Origin of the sequence: uncultured Rhodospira sp., from assembly GCF_937138205.1 — a bacterium.
Classification (GTDB): domain Bacteria; phylum Pseudomonadota; class Alphaproteobacteria; order Rhodospirillales; family Rhodospirillaceae; genus Rhodospira.
The window spans coordinates 30609-47210 of sequence record NZ_CAKZOT010000090.1 but is presented as its reverse complement, the minus strand read 5'-3'; the positions used below and the strand labels follow the sequence as shown (position 1 = coordinate 47210).

General features: G+C 66.8%; 15 protein-coding genes. 10 read left to right on the top strand and 5 right to left on the bottom strand.

The features are described 5' to 3' along the window. The first annotated feature begins 392 nt into the window (after positions 1-392). From Q0309_RS13085 to Q0309_RS13060, 6 genes are all read left to right on the top strand, one after another. Positions 393-1157: a VPLPA-CTERM sorting domain-containing protein gene (locus Q0309_RS13085; RefSeq protein WP_299441745.1), complete on the top strand. Its 765-nt coding sequence runs from the start codon at positions 393-395 to the stop codon at positions 1155-1157. A 197-nt stretch (positions 1158-1354) separates the two neighbouring features. Then, complete coding sequence (gene typA / locus Q0309_RS13080; protein WP_299441742.1) at positions 1355-3187, top strand: translational GTPase TypA; 1833 nt, start codon at positions 1355-1357, stop codon at positions 3185-3187. Between the two features lie 325 nt (positions 3188-3512). Beyond that, positions 3513-4022 (top strand): hypothetical protein, encoded by a 510-nt coding sequence (locus Q0309_RS13075; protein WP_299441739.1) that lies wholly within the window; start codon positions 3513-3515, stop codon positions 4020-4022. After that, positions 4019-4759 carry a hypothetical protein gene (locus Q0309_RS13070; RefSeq protein WP_299441737.1) on the top strand — a complete coding sequence of 247 codons (741 nt, stop codon included), beginning with the start codon at positions 4019-4021 and terminating at the stop codon, positions 4757-4759. The genes Q0309_RS13075 and Q0309_RS13070 overlap by 4 nt, the downstream gene beginning before the upstream one ends. A 63-nt stretch (positions 4760-4822) precedes the next feature. Further along, positions 4823-5044, top strand: a complete 222-nt coding sequence (locus Q0309_RS13065) for a ribbon-helix-helix protein, CopG family (protein ID WP_299441735.1) — start codon at positions 4823-4825, stop codon at positions 5042-5044. A 182-nt stretch (positions 5045-5226) separates the two neighbouring features. Beyond that, positions 5227-5868, top strand: coding sequence for a LysE family translocator (locus Q0309_RS13060; RefSeq protein ID WP_299441732.1), 642 nt, complete (start codon positions 5227-5229; stop codon positions 5866-5868). Positions 5869-6128: 260 nt separating this feature from the next. On the opposite strand, the gene Q0309_RS13055 is transcribed toward Q0309_RS13060, so the two are convergent. The 5 genes from Q0309_RS13055 to Q0309_RS13035 form a co-directional block, all read right to left on the bottom strand. Beyond that, positions 6129-6704 (bottom strand): GNAT family N-acetyltransferase, encoded by a 576-nt coding sequence (locus Q0309_RS13055; RefSeq protein ID WP_299441729.1) that lies wholly within the window; start codon positions 6702-6704, stop codon positions 6129-6131. Positions 6705-6772: 68 nt separating this feature from the next. Then, a complete protein-coding gene (locus Q0309_RS13050) occupies positions 6773-7030 on the bottom strand; it encodes a YjhX family toxin (protein ID WP_299441726.1) in 258 nt (85 codons plus the stop codon). Between the two features lie 244 nt (positions 7031-7274). After that, positions 7275-8165 (bottom strand): LysR family transcriptional regulator, encoded by an 891-nt coding sequence (locus Q0309_RS13045; RefSeq protein WP_299441751.1) that lies wholly within the window; start codon positions 8163-8165, stop codon positions 7275-7277. Between the two features lie 262 nt (positions 8166-8427). Further along, positions 8428-9390 carry a thioredoxin-disulfide reductase gene (trxB, locus tag Q0309_RS13040; RefSeq protein WP_299441723.1) on the bottom strand — a complete coding sequence of 321 codons (963 nt, stop codon included), beginning with the start codon at positions 9388-9390 and terminating at the stop codon, positions 8428-8430. 196 nt (positions 9391-9586) lie between these two features. Beyond that, entirely contained in the window at positions 9587-10189 is a 603-nt protein-coding gene (locus Q0309_RS13035; RefSeq protein ID WP_366940624.1) for a peroxiredoxin, read from the bottom strand. Between the two features lie 377 nt (positions 10190-10566). Here Q0309_RS13035 and Q0309_RS13030 point away from each other — a divergent pair, with 377 nt between their 5' ends. From Q0309_RS13030 to Q0309_RS13015, 4 genes are all read left to right on the top strand, one after another. After that, complete coding sequence (locus Q0309_RS13030; RefSeq protein WP_299441717.1) at positions 10567-11055, top strand: Lrp/AsnC family transcriptional regulator; 489 nt, start codon at positions 10567-10569, stop codon at positions 11053-11055. A gap of 274 nt (positions 11056-11329) precedes the next feature. After that, a complete protein-coding gene (gene uvrB, locus Q0309_RS13025; protein WP_299441714.1) occupies positions 11330-13531 on the top strand; it encodes an excinuclease ABC subunit UvrB in 2202 nt (733 codons plus the stop codon). Between the two features lie 219 nt (positions 13532-13750). Then, entirely contained in the window at positions 13751-14524 is a 774-nt protein-coding gene (locus tag Q0309_RS13020; protein WP_299441711.1) for an SDR family NAD(P)-dependent oxidoreductase, read from the top strand. 130 nt (positions 14525-14654) lie between these two features. Next, entirely contained in the window at positions 14655-16580 is a 1926-nt protein-coding gene (locus tag Q0309_RS13015; protein WP_299441708.1) for a glycosyltransferase family 39 protein, read from the top strand. Positions 16581-16602: the final 22 nt, after the last annotated feature.

Here is a 16602-nt window from a genome sequence, read left to right as displayed (position 1 = left end):
GAGCGTCGGCCTCCGGAGCCGAAGGTCAGAGGTTCGAATCCTCTCGGGCGCGCCATTTCTCCTGACGTCGAAACGGCTTCTTCGCAACGCCCCCGCGACCTCACCGTGGCAGCGCGGTGCAGTACCATTGGGTGCGAACGGAGCCGGCGCCGCTCCGCACCAATCACGATCACCCCTATCGAATGGCAAGGCCGGCTCTGACCGATCGGCCAGCCTGACTCCTGGCTGATTGCCGGAGTCGGGATTTGTCCCGATTCTTATTGGGTAGGAGGGCCGGGCTGTTTACCCACGCCGGCGACCGGCGGCAGGTTCGGGCCGGCGTGCCCTCCCCCAACGACAGTGGCTGTCTCGCATGAACGCGTTGGCGGCTGGCCACATGAGGAGAAACCGCCATGGCCAATCGGGTCTCGACGTTTGTCGCCGCCATCGCCGTCACGCTGGGCGCCGCCCTGGCGACGGCATCCCCAGCCAGCGCGGCGCTGGTCAGCGTCACCACGCTGAAGGGCAGTGCGTCCGACTATTCGGCGTTCCGCGCGGCCGAGTCCGCGTTCTGGGCGGGCAAGACGCTCACCTACAGCGAGGATTTCGAGAATCACGAGATCATGGAAGAGGTCCCCGCCATCGACAGCGCCGTGGGCACCTTCACGTCGACCCTGGGCGGACAGCGGGGCCAGGAGATCTCGATCCTGGACGCCGCGAACACGCCGTTCGGGGGCCGCTACAACGTCAGCAATGACCTCGCCGGCTCCGGCAAGTGGCTCGACAGCAACGACTCCAAGGAGATCGTGTGGGACGTCTCGGGCCTCACCGCGTTCGACACCATCAGCTTCTGGATGACAGACGTGCTGGACGTGGCCGGCAAACTGTCCTTTCAGACGACCACGGGCGCGACCTACGACACCTCAATCACATTCCCGGGTGCCGGCGGGTCCAACCGCAACGGCAGCTTGTTTTTCATCTCCATGAGCTTCGACGAGGCGATCACGTCGTTCAAATGGTCGGCCACCGCCCGAAACGACGGATGGGGCCTGGACGACATCAAGATCGGCTCCGCCGTACCGCTGCCGGCCGCCGTCTGGTTCATGCTGACCGCGCTGGGCGGATTGGCCGGTCTGCGCTGGATGAACCAAAACCGCCTCGCCATGGCCGCAGCCTGACGTCTGCCCCACTGAGACTCCCAAGTTTAGGGCGCCGCGCTTCGTGGCGCCCTTTGCTGTCTGCGCGTGTCGCCGCGCACCCTTGGCACCGCGAGGTCCCAACACCCCGTGACGCCCGGGCGGATCTGGTGTAAGCCCTCGCTCGACCTCCCGACACACCCCGCCTGACAGCCGGCGCCACAGGACTCCGCGACCCCATGGATCTGCGCAACATCGCGATCATCGCCCACGTCGACCACGGTAAGACCACCCTGGTCGACTCCCTACTGAAACAGTCCGGCACCTTCCGCGAGCACCAGAAGGTGGCGGAACGCGCACTCGATTCCAACGACCTGGAACGCGAGCGCGGAATCACCATTTTGGCCAAGTGCACCTCGGTCGCGTGGCACGACGTGCGCATCAACATCGTCGACACCCCGGGCCACGCCGATTTCGGCGGCGAGGTGGAGCGCATCCTGTCCATGGTCGACGGTGTCGTTTTGCTGGTGGACGCCGCAGAAGGCCCCCTGCCGCAGACCAAGTTCGTGCTGTCCAAGGCGCTGGCCCTGGGCCTGCGGCCGATCTGCATCATCAACAAGGTGGACCGATCCGACGCCCGTCCGCACGCCGTGCACGACGAGGTGTTTGATCTGTTCGCCGCGCTGGACGCCAACGACGACCAGCTCGATTTCCCCACCCTGTACGCCTCGGGCCGTGACGGCTGGGCGGCGCCCAACCCGGAGGTGGTGGAGACGGGAACCGAGGGCCTGACGCTGGAGCCGCTGTTCAACCTGATCCTGGGCCACGTGCCGCCGCCCGAGCGCGTGCTGGACGCGCCGTTTTCCATGCTGGCGACGACGCTGGAGGCCGACCCGTACCTGGGCCGCGTGCTGACCGGGCGCGTGCACAGCGGCCGCATCCGCCTCAACCAGCCGATCAAGGCCTTTCACCGAGACGGCAGCCTGATTGAACAGGGCCGCGCCTCCAAGCTGCTCAGCTTCCGGGGGCTGGAGCGGGTGGCGGTGGACGAGGCCGAGGCGGGCGACATCATCGCCATCGCCGGCCTGACCGAGGCCACGGTGGCCGATACCCTGTGCGCGCCCGAGGTGACCGAGGCCTTGCCGGCGCATCCGATCGATCCTCCGACCCTGGCCATGACCTTTTCGGTCAACGACGGCCCATTGGCCGGGCGCGAGGGCACCAAGGTCACCAGCCGCGTCATCGGCGCCCGCCTGGAACGGGAAGCCGAGGGCAACGTCGCCATCAAGGTCACGGAGACCGCCGAGAAGGACGCCTTCGAGGTCGCCGGGCGCGGCGAATTGCAGCTCGGCGTCTTGATCGAGACCATGCGCCGCGAGGGCTTCGAACTGGCCATCTCGCGGCCGCGCGTGCTGATCAAGACCGACGAGTCCGGCCAGAAGATGGAGCCGATCGAGGAAGTCTACATCGACGTCGATGAGGAGTACGCGGGAACCGTCGTCGAGAAGATGACGCAGCGCAAGGCCGAGCTGGTGGAAATGCGCCCCTCCGGCGGCGGCAAGACGCGGGTGGTGTTCCACGCCCCGTCGCGCGGCCTGATCGGCTACCACGGGGAGTTCCTCACCGACACGCGCGGCACCGGCGTCATGAACCGCCTGTTCCATGCCTACGCCCCCTGGAAAGGCCCCATCGAGGGCCGGCGCGAGGGCGTGCTGATCAGCAACGCCGGCGGCGAGGCGGTGGCCTATGCCCTGTTCAACCTGCTCGACCGGGGACCGCAGTTCATCGAGCCGGGGGCGGCGGTCTACGAGGGCATGATCATCGGCGAGCACAACCGGGGCCAGGACCTGGAGATCAACCCGCTCAAGGCCAAGAAGCTGACCAACATCCGCGCCTCGGGCAAGGACGACGCCATCCTGCTGCCGCCGCCGCGCAAGATGACGCTGGAGGACGCGCTGGCCTACATCCAGGACGACGAACTGGTGGAGGTCACGCCGTCGTCCATCCGCCTGCGCAAGAAGATCCTGGATCCGCACGAACGCAAGAAGGCAAGCCGGAAGGCGGAGGGGTGATTCCAGTCGTAGGGTGCGCCTGAACGGTCGCGTCGTGCGACCAAAGGGCGCTCGACGCGGCCGGCGGCGCACCGATGGATCGCGCCGGGGCGCACGCGGATGGTGCGTTGCGGCCGCTGCGCGGCCTTCAAACGCGCCCTACGGAGCTGCGCAAGAAGATCCTCGATCCGCACGAGCGCAAGAAGGCGAGCCGCAGGGTGGAGGGGTGAGGCAATGTGGCGCTCCGTCGTATTGCGGTTGCATATTGACGGACAAGCCTTCAAAATTGTGACCGATCTCGGTTTACCAATGCATCCGTGTCGGATCACATTTTGGAGGCGCGGTCTTGGATCTTGCCGCCCGGATCGACGCGTTTATTGAGGAACCCAACAAGGCGCTTGTCGGCAAGGGCGATTGGGTTTCACTAGCGGAAACGCCGCATCAAGAACGGGTGGTCCACTGGGAAATCTCTGTAAACGGGATCCTGTCAGGGTATCAGCTTCGGTCCTGGGCGTATCCAACACACTTGCACCAACCTGCGTTCAAGATTGCCTTGACACTAGGTTCAAAGCATATTTGCAGGGTTGACTGCGTCCACCATCGTCCCCACGAGAATCCTCCGGATTCCAAGGGACCGGCGCAACTGACCGGATGGCATTGGCACCCCTGGGCCGAAAACCGAAAGCTGTTCGCAGGCGGCGACACCGTTCCCCAACGACTGCTGTACGCGGATGACGTGCCATCCCGTATTCGCCGTTTCGACCAGGCGTTTCGATGGTTCTGCGAGGACCTCTTCGGACTGCGGGTCGCGGATTTCCCGATTCCGGATCTGCCAGCCAGGACAAGATTGCTATGACCGTCATGCCCCCAGTTCTAGCAACCTTGGAAACCACCCGCCATTCCATCGACTGGCCGGGCGGTGTTCTGGTGTCAACGGATTGCGTTTATCCCGACATGAGCAAGGTCATGGTCCTGGTTTCGGGCACGCGCGAGGTCATGGTCGACGACAATGGCGGGGCCGTCGAAACCCTGACACAGCACTTGCGCCAAACCCGCGATTGGGCGCGATTTCTCGCGAGCCATGCCAAGCGCTACGGATTGGTGGCAAAGGGGCGCACCATCGGTCTCGAGAAGCCCGTGCCCCTGGACCGGCTGTCCAGCGCCATCGTTTACGTCGCGAATGCTTCAAAGGAAGCGGCGGATGAAGGCCTGAGGACCCTCAAGGTCGAGCGTTCCCGTAAGTTTAAAGACACCTTCAACAGCTTCATTCGCGAGACGTACTCAAAGAACGAAAGAACGCATGATTACAGCGTCGCTGGCGCATCAAACAAACTCCATCACTTCTCCGTTCTGCTTCATAGGTCCGGAGAGGAAAAGGTCCTTGTTGACCCGATCACGCAGGATCCCAATGGTTTGAACGGTCGCGTCGTCGCCCACCTGGACGTCCAGAATGCCCCAAACGCATCGTTCATTCACAGGGTGTATTACGATGACGAGGCTGAGGACTGGCAGGCTTCGAATCTGGCGCTTGCGCGCATGGCGGGGCAAGTGATCGCTTTCTCGCGCGCTCAGGCGCAGGTGTTGCCACACTAAAGCTTGATCTGCCCTTTCCCCAATTGCGCCTGAGCGCTGACACGCCAACAAGGCTGTTGCGTCATGACCACCCTGACGATCCGTCTCCCCGACGACACGGCGGCCCGCCTGAAGGCGCTGGCCCGGTCCCGGGGCATGAGCGTGAACAAGCTGGTCGAGGAAGTGAGCACCCAGGCCCTGACCGCCTGGGACGTGGAGACACGGTTCCGCGCCATGGCGGCGCGGGCCGACCGCACCGCCGCGCTTGCCGTGCTCGACCGTCTGGATACCGAAGAGGGTCTGTGATCGGCGGTCAGGGGTCTCGTCTTCCCCGACCTGGTCTGGCAGGTCCACGGCCGACCCGCCTCGACGACGGGCTGACGGCGCCCCTGTTGCCTTGCGCCTGCCGCGCTTCGTGGTGATGATGGGCGTCCCGCCCCGCGCCCGCCCCTGAGGCGCACCCCGCCCCATTCAGCCCTGGCCGGCCCATGGATCTCTACCCGCTCGTCAAGGGCATCGCCATCGGATTCGCCATCGCAGCACCGGTCGGACCGGTGGGCGTGCTGTGCATCCGCCGAGCCCTGGCCGACGGACGCGGCGCGGCCTTCGTCGCCGGGCTGGGCGCGGCGGTGGCCGACACGTTCTATGGCGCCGTGGCGGCCTGGGGCCTAACGCTGGTCATCGACTTCCTGACCAACCACCGCACCGTCCTCAGCCTGATCGGCGGACTGTTCCTGATCGGGCTGGGCTGGCACACCATGCGGGCGCGGACCGAGATGCTGGCCACCCCGGACACCCGCATCGGGCTGGTACGGGACTTCGTGTCGACCTTTCTCATCACCCTGACCAATCCGGCCACCATTCTGGCCTTCATGGCCGTATTCGCCTCGGTCACGGCGGTGCACATGCGCCATCCCATGTCGTTCGACACCAACCTGCTGATCCTGGGCGTGTTCCTGGGTTCGGCCGGGTGGTGGGGCGTGCTGTCCGCGGTGGCCGGGTCGGTGCGCTCGCGCTTCAACCCGGGCTGGCTGTCGTGGCTGAACCGGGGGTCCGGCGCGGTGCTGATCCTGTTCGGCGCCGGTGTGTTGATCAGCGCCTTCTGGTCGCCGACATCCGTGTCCGGCTAGGGCGGATCGCGTCTCATTTGACCCCGCTGCACGGGCCGAATGAGACGCGTGAATCCGCCCTCACTGTTTGATTTTGGGCAGATTGACGTGAACAACCTGAAACACGAGGTGATTCAGAGTGTTCACGATCTGCTCTAGTGCAGCGACGCCGTCAAGGGTTACACCCTTGACGGCAAACGTCGCTGCACAACTTTTTGAATCGAGTGCATTTTCGATCCAGACAAATGATGCTCGGTGCATCTTTTGTCTGGATCAATGCACTAGGCCTCGACGGGCGGCGGATCCGGCGCGTATTCCGGCCGACTGAAGGTTTCCGCCCAGGTTACGTGCCCGCGCACCGCCGCGTCTGGCAGGTCGGGGCGCAGCACGCAGGCCATCCAGGCGTCCGCGTACTCCGGCGGGAACGGGATCGGGGGCACCAGACCCAGCGGAAACGCCGGTCGGAACCCGAAGCGCGGGTAGTATCCCGGGTGGCCGGCCAGCACGACCAGATCGATCCCGTCACCGCGCAGCCGGTCCAGACCGGCACGGATGAGCGCCCCGCCGACGCCCCGGCGCTGGGCCTCGGGCCGAACGCCCAGGGGCGCCAGCACGCAGGCCCGCAGCGGCACGGGCGCGTCCGCCACCTGGATTGCCGTGAACAGGATGTGGCCCAGGGCCGTGGCCCCGGGGTCGTCGCTGTCCAGGGCCAGCAGCGACAGCAGCGGGGCGGCGGTGGGATCGACCAGCAGGTCCCGCGTCAGGCGCGCTTCCGTGTCCTTGGGAAACGCCGCCCGGTGGATGTCCATCAACACGGGCAGGTCGGCGTCGGTGGTGTCGCGAAAACTCAGGCTCATGGTCTTGTCTTTCGAGCATGGGGAGGGGGCACCGGCACGCGGTTGACCGTCGTGCCGGCGTGGGTCTCTCATCGGTTATCGACTTGGGCTCGCACGGCTACGCGCCCCTGCCGGGAGATCCGGTAGGGCTTGCCGTTGACCGAGTGGATCAATCGCTTCGTTTTCAGCTTGTGGAAGATCGCGAGGTCGCAGTCGGCCAGCGTGTAGCCCTCGCGCGTCACACAGATGACGTCGAGAACGCGGCCGGTGTCGCCACGGTCATGGCGGATGCACCCGCCCTGAGCCAGCACGTGCAGGACGCGCTGCTCCACCTTCGAGATATTCATGGGAAGAGAACTCGCGTGCAGGATCGCCGCGCGCACAGGAACCGTCACGCCCCTCGCCGAGGGGCGGTCATCCCGTCATTCCGGTGCGGATCGAGAACCTCGCCGAAGCAAGGCCATCAGCGGCGGGCCGCAAGCTCTGACATAAACCACCTGGGTTTCGTCGCGCGCCGGGACCATCCCGAACGGCGACCGCGCGCACGGTACGCCCGCCCCGTGCGCGCGTCAACGAAAAGGCGCCACGCGGTCAGAACCGCCGCTGCGCCAGTTCGCGAATGAGGAAGTCGCGGAACACCTCGACCTTCTTGGAATGGCGCAGTTCCTCGGCGTAGACGAAATAGATCGTCACCTCGGGGCCGCGCAGGTCGGGCAGCACCTTCACCAGGGTGCCGGCCTCCAGGCTGAAGTAGTCCGGCAGGGCGGCGATGCCCAGGCCGCTCTGCACCGCCCGGAACATGCTGTAGATGTTGTTGACGCGCAGGATGGGCTTGCGCGGATTGGCCGGGTCGGCCCCGGCCTCGATCAGCCAGTTCATGCGCTCGACCGGCGGCCGGAACTTCTCGCCGTAGATGATGATGTTGTGGTGGTCCAGGTCCTCGGGTGTCTGCGGGATGCCGTGCTGCTTGATGTACTCCGGCGCCGCGAAGCAATGGTAGTGCATGGTGATGAGTTGGCGCTTCACCAGGTCCGGCTGGCGCGGCGGCATGAAGCGGAGCGCGACATCGGCCTCGCGCATGGCCAGGTCGAGTTCACCGTCGTTGAGAACGATGGTCAGGTCGATGTCCGGATAGCGTTCCAGGAACTTCTTGACCCGGGGGGTCAGCCACAGCGACCCGAACGCCACCGTCGTGGTGATGGTCAACGGCCCTTCCGGGCGCTCCCGCGTCTCACCCAGCTTGGCCTCGACCATGGCCAGCTTGGCGAACACCTCATGCACGGTGCGGTACAGCATCTCGCCCGCTTCCGTGGGAATGAGACCGCGCGCGTGCCGGTGGAACAGCGTCACGCCCAGGCTTTCCTCCAACCCGCTGATCTGCCGGCTGACGGCCGACTGGCTGAGGTTCAGGGTCTCGCCCGCATGGGTGAAACTGCCGGCATCCGCCACCGCATGGAACACACGCAGCTTGTCCCAGTCCATCGCGCCGCCACGCGCTGGCATCGCCGCCTCCTACCCTGTTCGCGGACCCTGGCCCCGGCCACCCAGGCCCGATTCTTGTGATTATCGAGTCCGCGCGCGGTCTCGGGTCGGCCTTTCAGGCACCGCCCGCTGCCCCGTCGACGGACCGTCCGAAGGAACGACCGCGTTCCTTCGTCCGGATGGCCCTATTCGACCGCGTTCCCAGGGGTAAGATCAAGCCCGTTCGCCCGCCCCGTGACCAAACGGGCGCGGGAATCGGGGGCTATGAGATCAAGCCGGGCTCCCCCGCCTGAAGGGCCAGGAAGCGGTCCGCCTCCAGCGCGGCCATGCATCCCGTGCCGGCCGCCGTGACGGCCTGCCGGTACACATGGTCCTGCACGTCGCCGGCGGCATACACACCGGGCACGCTGGTCGCCGTGCTGTCCGGCGCGGTGACGATGTAGCCGGTCTCGTCCATGTCGAGCTGACCGGAAAACAAGTCGGTGTTCGGGTGGTGACCGATGGCGATGAACACGCCGTCCACGGCCAGATCAGAGGTCTCGCCCGAGTGGACATCGCGCAGCCGCACGCCGGTCACGCCGGGCGGCATTCCGCCGCCCAGAATCTCCTCGACCACGCTGTTCCACCGCACCTCGATCTTCGGATTGGCGAACAGGCGGTCCTGCATGATGCGCTCGGCCCGCAGCGAGTCGCGGCGGTGAACCAGGGTGACCTTGCTGGCGTGGTTGGTCATGTAGATGGCTTCCTCGACGGCCGTGTTGCCGCCGCCGATCACCGCAACCTCCTTGCCGCGATAGAAGAACCCGTCGCACGTGGCGCAGGCTGACACGCCCAGGCCCGAGTACTTTTTCTCGCTCTCCAGGCCCAGCCACTTGGCGCTCGCGCCGGTGGCGATCACCAGGGTGTCGCCGATATAGGTATCGCCGGAATCGCCGACGCAGACGAACGGCCGCTTCGACAGATCAACGGAGACGATCACGTCATCGAAGACGCGCGTGCCCACGTTGGCCGCCTGGGCGCGCATTTGCTCCATCAGCCAGGGTCCCTGGATAGGGTCGGCGAATCCGGGATAGTTCTCGACGTCCGTGGTGATGGTGAGCTGTCCGCCCGGCTGCAGGCCGGCCACCATGATCGGCTCCAGGCTGGCGCGGGCGGCGTAAATGGACGCGGTGCAGCCGGCGGCGCCGGAGCCCAGCACCAGCACCTTGGTACGATACTCTGCCATGTGTGTCGGTCCTCGGAAGCGGTGTTCGGGACGGAGCACACCTCACGTGACGCGCGTCCGTCCGAACACACGGGAATTACGGGATTTGCCGGAAACCATAATTTCCCGGCGGAGTCGGGTCAAAGAAAACGGGACGCCCCGAAAGGCGCCCCGTCCCTGTGTCTGATCCGTCACCGCCGTGGCGACATGGCCGGCCTTACAGCTCCGCGCCGTGCTCGGCCAGGAACTTGGCGACACCGTCCGGCGTGGCCTGCATCCCCTCGCTGCCCTTCTTCCAGCCGGCGGGGCAGACCTCGCCGTGTTCCTCATGGAACTGGAGGGCGTCGACCATGCGCAGGGACTCGTCCACGTTACGCCCCAGCGGCAGGTCGTTCATGACGTAGTGACGGATGTTCCCGGCCTTGTCGATCAGGAACGAGCCGCGCAACGCCACGCCGTCCGGCAGCAGCACGCCGTAGTCGCGGGAGATCTGCTTGGTCAGGTCGGCCACCATGGGGAACTTGACCTCGCCCAGGCCGCCCTGTTCCGGCGCGGTCTTCTTCCAGGCCAGGTGGGTGAAGTGGCTGTCGATGGACACACCCACCACCTTGACGCCGCGCTCCTCGAATTCGCCCATGCGGTGGTCGTGCGCCAGGATCTCGGACGGGCACACGAAGGTGAAGTCGAGCGGCCAGAAAAACACCAGGGCATACGAGCCGTCGATGTAGGACTTCAGATTGAAGGACTCGTTGATCGTGTTGTCGCCCATGACGGCCGGCGCGGTGAAGTCCGGCGCCGGTTTGCCGATCAGGTTGCCGATGGACTGCGCGGTGTCGGTCATGCTGTCTCTCTCCTTTGTTTCACGTGGGGTGGCGCCGAAGCCGCTGCGTCTGCGTTTCGACGAGAGGTGCGGGTCGGGCGGCGCTCTGGATCCCCAGGACCGGGTCCGGCTGTCCGCTGCTCGTGTGCACCGCACCCTCACTTTAGAGCCGTTCCAGACAATACACTTCGCAGGCGCGAACGCAAGAGACGCTGGCCAAGATTCCGCAGGCGCAACATTCGCGGCACGCGCGCCGGGCGGGGTTCACCCGCCTTCACGATTGTTTTGTGATAGCGTGATTATCCATTGCGCTATAGCCGGGCTGCTTGTAATTTCATTTCGCACATTCTCCTCCTGCCATGGACCCCGCAAACGTCATGCAACGCGTGAAGTTGGACCACGTCGACCGGTCCATCCTGGCCGACCTTCAGGCCGACGGGCGCATGACGAATGTCGAACTGGCGCGTCGTGCGGGTATCTCGGCGCCGCCGTGCCTGCGGCGGGTGCGCGCCCTGGAGGACGCGGGCTTCATCAAGGGATACCACGCCGAGGTCGACGCGCTCGCGCTTGGATATCACGTCACCGTGTTCGCGCATGTCGGCCTCAACAGCCAGGCCGAGGCCGACTTGAAGGCCTTCGAGTCCCTGGTGCAGGAGTGGCCAGAGGTGCGCGAGTGCCACATGCTGGCCGGGGAAACCGATTTCCTGCTGAAGATCGTGGCCCACGACTGGGACCACTACCAGCAGTTCCTGACGGCGAAGCTGACCGCCGCGCCCAACGTGGCGCACGTCAAGTCCGCGCTGGGCATCCGCACCGCCAAGATGGAGCCGGGCGTGCCTGTGGACGACCTTTCGGACCAGGCGTGAGTCGCACCCGGCGGACGATCTGATTTACACACATCCAACGCCGCTATTTTCCGCCTGAACCCCCTCCCGGCCCCCCCCCCATAAATGGGGGAGGAGCACGGCAAGCAGCTTTCGGTGGGCTGAAGAGCAGGCCGCAAGGAGGGTGCGGGCCGGACTCCCTCCCCGTTTACGGGGAGGGTTGGGGAGGGGTCTTGTGCCGCCCCGTCGGCTGGCGCGAGGACTGGCGGAGAAGTGTGAAGACGGGCGCCCGGGGGCCTTGGCCCGGGCCGCCGTGATGCCTATCCTTCTGGGCATGACCTCAGCCGCCGCACCCCTGATCCTGCCGCTGTATGAACGCCAGCCCGCCGGGCCGCGCGCCGAATTCCGGCTGGCCTCCGACTACGTGCCGGCGGGCGACCAGCCCTCCGCCATCCGCGAGCTGACCGGCGGCCTGACGGAGGGCGAGCGTGATCAGGTCCTGCTGGGCGTCACCGGCTCCGGCAAGACCTTCACCATGGCCAAGGTGATCGAGGCGGCGGGCCGCCCGGCCCTGATCATGGCGCCGAACAAGACGCTGGCGGCGCAGTTGTACGGGGAGATGAAGCAGTTCTTCCCCGACAACGCGGTAGAGTACTTCGTCTCCTACTACGACTACTACCAGCCGGAGGCCTACGTCCCGCGCACGGACACCTATATCGAAAAGGACTCCAGCATCAACGAGCAGATCGACCGGATGCGCCACGCCGCCACGCGGGCGTTGCTGGAGCGGCGCGACGTGGTGATCGTCGCCTCGGTCTCCTGCATCTACGGCATCGGCGCGGTCGAGTCGTACTCGCGCATGGTCATCGGCCTGCGCAAGGGCCAGGAGATCCATCGCGACGCCCTGCTGAAGGGCCTGGTCGAGTTGCAGTACACGCGCAACGACATCGCCTTCACGCGCGGCACTTTCCGGGCGCGCGGCGATGTGATCGAGATCTTCCCGGCGCACTATGAGGACCGGGCGTGGCGCCTGTCGCTGTTCGGCGACGAGATCGAGGACCTCGCCGAGTTCGACCCCCTGACCGGCGCCCGCACCGCCGGCCTGGGCGAGATCACGGTCTACCCGGCCAGCCACTATGTGACGCCCCGCCCTGCCCTGTCGCAGGCGGTCAAGACGATCAAGGTCGAACTCAAGGAACAGCTTGAGGCCCTGCACGCCGCCGGCAAGCTGCTGGAAGCGCAACGCCTGGAACAGCGCACCCTGTTCGACCTGGAAATGATCGAGACCACCGGGCACTGCAAGAGCATCGAGAACTACAGCCGCCACCTGACCGGCCGCCCGGCCGGGGCACCACCGCCGACCCTGTTCGAGTACCTGCCCGAGGACGCCCTGCTGTTCGTGGACGAAAGCCATGTGACGGTGCCGCAGATCGGCGGCATGTTCAAAGGCGACTACCAGCGCAAGAGCACCCTGGCCGAGTACGGCTTCCGCCTGCCGTCGTGCGTCGACAACCGGCCGCTGAAGTTCGAGGAATGGGACGCCATGCGGCCCCCGTCCGTCTACGTCTCGGCCACGCCGGGCGCCTGGGAGCTGGAGCGCACCGGCGGCGTCTACGCCGAACAGGTCATCCGCCCGACCGGGTTGATCGATCCGGTGTGCATCGTCCGCCCGGTCGAGCACCAGGTGGACGACCTGCTGGCCGAGGCGCGCCAGTGCGCCGCCCAGGGCCAGCGCGTGCTGGTCACCACGCTGACCAAGCGCATGGCCGAGGACCTGACGGAATACCTCGCCGAACAGGGCATCCGGGTGCGTTACATGCACTCCGACGTGGACACCCTGGAGCGAATCGAGATCATCCGCGACCTGCGCATCGGCGCCTTCGACGTGCTGGTGGGCATCAACCTGCTGCGCGAGGGGCTGGATATTCCCGAATGCGCCCTGGTCGCCATCCTGGACGCGGACAAGGAGGGCTTCCTGCGCTCCAAGACCTCGCTGGTGCAGACCATCGGCCGCGCCGCGCGCAACGTGGACGGCCGCGTGTTGCTGTATGCCGACACCATCACCGACAGCCTGCGCTACGCCATCGACGAGACCAATCGCCGGCGCGAGAAGCAACAGGCCTACAACGCAGAACACGGTATCACCCCGGCCAGCGTGCGGGCGCGAATCGCCGACGTTCTGGACAGCGTGCACGAGAAGGACTACGTGACCGTTCAGGCCGGCATGGCCGAGGAACAGCACCTGATCGGCCACAACCTGCGCAGTTATATCGCCGACCTGGACAAGAAGATGCGCGCCGCCGCCGCCGACCTGGAGTTCGAGGAGGCGGCCCGCCTGCGCGACGAAATCCAGCGCCTGGAGGCCATGGAACTGGGCGTGGCCCCGGCCAACGACGACGGCGCGGCGGCGAATCCCCTGCTGGCCTCCGTGCGCCGGGCGGAGGCGGACACCAAGGGCGGCAAGGGCAAGAGCCGGCGCCGAAAGGGGCCGGCCAAGACCGGACGTCCCGCCCGATAGCGCGGTTCGGGCCGGGTTTCCCGGTTCGTTCCGCCGATCAATCCCCCACTCATCCTTGGCTGAACGGCATATGTCCTCACGCCAGATTGTCGCAACATCCACAAAATTGTACGCACTCCCCCGGTGGGCAGCCGGCTGGGGGGCAGTCGGGGGTCTTCGGACCCAATATCTCACCCGGGTCGTCACGACGCCGTGGGATCGTTCCCGAATGAGGTCGCCGTGACGTCCCGCCCACCTGATCCCCGCCATATCCTCATCACCGGCGCGTCCAGTGGCCTGGGCGCGGCGCTGGCCGTTGCATACGCGGCGGCGGGCGTGTCCCTGGTGCTGGGCGCGCGGCGCATCGAACAGCTGGACTCGGTGGCCGACGCGTGCCGAAAGCGCGGCGCGCGCGTGGAAACGGCCCGCGTGGACGTGACCGACCGCGAGCGAACCGCCGCCTGGGTCAGGGCGGCCGACGCGTCGGCGCCCCTGGACCTCGTCATCGCCAACGCCGGCATCTCCGGCGGCACTGGGGGCGGCGAGGAGCCGGAAGAGCAGACCCGCGACATCTTCGCTGTGAACCTCGCCGGAGTGCTGAATACGGTTCAGCCGGTCCTGCCAGCCATGCGCGCGCGCGGCGGGGGGCAGGTCGCCATCATGGCGTCCATCGCCGGGTTCCGGGGCTTTCCGGGCGCGCCCGCCTACTGCGCCAGCAAGGCGGCGGTGAAGGTGTGGGGCGAGGGCCTGCGCGGCTGGTTGGCCGAGGAGGGCGTGCGGGTGTCGGTGATCTGCCCCGGCTACGTCCGAACACCGATGACCGCCGTCAATCGCTTCCCCATGCCGTTCCTGATGGACTCCGACCGGGCCGCGCGCATCATCCGGCGCGGACTGGCGCGCAACAAGGGACGCATCGCCTTCCCCTGGCAGATGGCGTTCGCCGGCTGGCTGGCCGGCGCCCTGCCCGACGCCGTGGTCGACCGGCTGACCCGGGGATTGCCGCGGAAGTCGTGATCACGCCGCCCGGCGGCTCAGCGCCAGCCGAATCCCGCCGGCCGTCCAGGCGGGTCATCTCTTGCGCCTTGCCCCCGGGCGCGGCGTGGGGTAGCAGGGCTCTCCCCGTGACGCTCGCGAGTCCAACCGCATGACGCCGAACACCTCTTCGCCGCCGGAGCCCGGGTCCTGGCTGACCCCGCGCGACCCGGTCCGGGCCACCCTGGCGCTGATCGTCGTGACGGCGCTGATCCGCGTCGGCCTGGCGGTGTTGATGGACTACGGCAACGGCGAGTCCTACTACCTCGCCACCGCCCGAGAGCTTCAGCTCAGCTATTTCGACCAGCCGCCGCTGTTCCTGTGGATCGGCTGGGCCATGCTGCACCTGACCGGCAGCGACGACCCGGCCGTCATCCGCCTGCCGTTCATTGCGCTGTTCGCCGGCACCACCTGGATGCTGTTCACGCTCACGCGGCGGCTGTATTCCGCCCGGGCAGGCTTTTACGCGGCATTGCTGCTCAACATCTCGGCGGTGTTCACCATCAGCGTCGGCGGCTGGTTCCAGCCGGACGGGCCGCTGATGCTGTTCTGGCTGCTGACCGCCTGGGCGCTGGCCCGAATCCTGCTCGACCCGTCGGACGGCGGGACCAAAGCCTGGGGATGGTGGCTCGTGGCCGGCCTGTTCCTCGGTCTGACCCTGCTGTCGAAGTACCATGCGGTCTTCCTGGTGGCCGGCGCCGGATTGTTTGTTCTGATCCGCGCCGACCAGCGCCCTTGGCTGCGTCATCCGGCACCGTATGTGGCGGTCGGGCTCGCGCTGCTGGTCGCCTCGCCGGTGCTGATCTGGAACGCGCAGAACGAGTGGGTCTCGTTCGCCTTCCAGGGCGGGCGATCCGTGGAGAGCGCCGGCCTGCGGCCAGAGTGGCTGCTGCGCAGCCTGATCGGCCAGATGACATGGCTGCTGCCCTGGGTGTGGCTGCCGATGATTTGGGTGTTCGCGCGCGCCCTGGTGCGCGGCCCGAAGGCACCCTCGGACTGGTTCCTGGCCTGTCTGGCGGTCGGGCCGGTGGCCTTCTTCACCATCGTTGCCCTGTGGGCGCCCCTGGGGTTCCATTTCCACTGGCAGGCGCCGGGCTATCTGATGCTGTTCCCGCTGCTGGGACGGCTGGCGGACGGCGGGCTGGCGCGCCGGCCCCGCCTCACCGGAACGTGGCTGAACGGCTCGGTCGCCGTCACCGCCCTGGTGATCGCCGTGCTGGGCAGCCACATCGCCACCAACTGGATCGCCCGCGTCGTTCCTCTGGACAAGGATCCCACGCTGGAAGCGCTGGAATGGCGCGCCTTGCGCGACGACCTGAAAGCCGAAGGACTGCTGGACCGGCCGAACACCTTCGCCGCCGCCGTGCATTGGGTGGAAGGCGGCAAGGTCGACAGTGCGGTGGGCGGGGCGTTGCCGGTGGTGGTGCTGTCGGACGACCCGCGCAACCTTGCCTTCACGTTCGACCTGACACAGGCCGAGGGCTGGGACGTGCTGTTGATGGGCACGGACCGCCGACTGAAGGACCCGGCCGCGCGTTTCTCGCAAACATTCCGTGGGGATATCGATCTGATTGGCCGCTACAACCTGACTCGCGGCGGCGATGTGGTGATCGAGGACATCGGTGTATTCCTGGCCCACGGGTTCACGGTGCGCCATGACATTCGATTCGATGGGAGCGATCCCGAAAGCTATTTCGGCGCGGGCTGGGGTCCGACCGATGCGACGGCGGACGGGCGAGACATCGCGGGCGAGAGCGCCGTCCTTCACATCGACGTGGAGCCGTTGGTGCGGTACGGAGACCTGACCCTGCGGGCCCGGTCCACCACGGGCCAGCAGACCCTGTCCGTCACCTGGGAGGGACGGCCCGCCGGCCGGCTGGTCCTGCCCGAGGATGGGTCGCCTGTGGAGTTGAACGTTTCAGTGCCCAGTGAGCGGCGCGTGGGGCGGCGACAGGCGACCCTCACCCTGACCCCGGATCAGACCGGCGTGGCGGTCGAGGCCCTCAACCTTGCCCCCAAGGACGGCCCCGACTCCTGATCGCGCGCGACCGAAAAGACCA

Excerpts from the sequence above, each read along its gene's own strand:
- Q0309_RS13045 (WP_299441751.1), bottom strand. The coding sequence starts at position 8,165 with ATGGACTGGGACAAGCTGCGTGTGTTCCATGCGGTGGCGGATGCCGGC.
- Q0309_RS13050 (WP_299441726.1), bottom strand. The coding sequence starts at position 7,030 with ATGAATATCTCGAAGGTGGAGCAGCGCGTCCTGCACGTGCTGGCTCAG.
- typA (WP_299441742.1), top strand. The coding sequence starts at position 1,355 with ATGGATCTGCGCAACATCGCGATCATCGCCCACGTCGACCACGGTAAG.
- Q0309_RS13070 (WP_299441737.1), top strand. The coding sequence starts at position 4,019 with ATGACCGTCATGCCCCCAGTTCTAGCAACCTTGGAAACCACCCGCCAT.
- Q0309_RS13085 (WP_299441745.1), top strand. The coding sequence starts at position 393 with ATGGCCAATCGGGTCTCGACGTTTGTCGCCGCCATCGCCGTCACGCTG.
- Q0309_RS13065 (WP_299441735.1), top strand. The coding sequence starts at position 4,823 with ATGACCACCCTGACGATCCGTCTCCCCGACGACACGGCGGCCCGCCTG.
- Q0309_RS13055 (WP_299441729.1), bottom strand. The coding sequence starts at position 6,704 with ATGAGCCTGAGTTTTCGCGACACCACCGACGCCGACCTGCCCGTGTTG.
- Q0309_RS13060 (WP_299441732.1), top strand. The coding sequence starts at position 5,227 with ATGGATCTCTACCCGCTCGTCAAGGGCATCGCCATCGGATTCGCCATC.
- uvrB (WP_299441714.1), top strand. The coding sequence starts at position 11,330 with ATGCCTATCCTTCTGGGCATGACCTCAGCCGCCGCACCCCTGATCCTG.
- trxB (WP_299441723.1), bottom strand. The coding sequence starts at position 9,390 with ATGGCAGAGTATCGTACCAAGGTGCTGGTGCTGGGCTCCGGCGCCGCC.
- Q0309_RS13030 (WP_299441717.1), top strand. The coding sequence starts at position 10,567 with ATGCAACGCGTGAAGTTGGACCACGTCGACCGGTCCATCCTGGCCGAC.
- Q0309_RS13015 (WP_299441708.1), top strand. The coding sequence starts at position 14,655 with ATGACGCCGAACACCTCTTCGCCGCCGGAGCCCGGGTCCTGGCTGACC.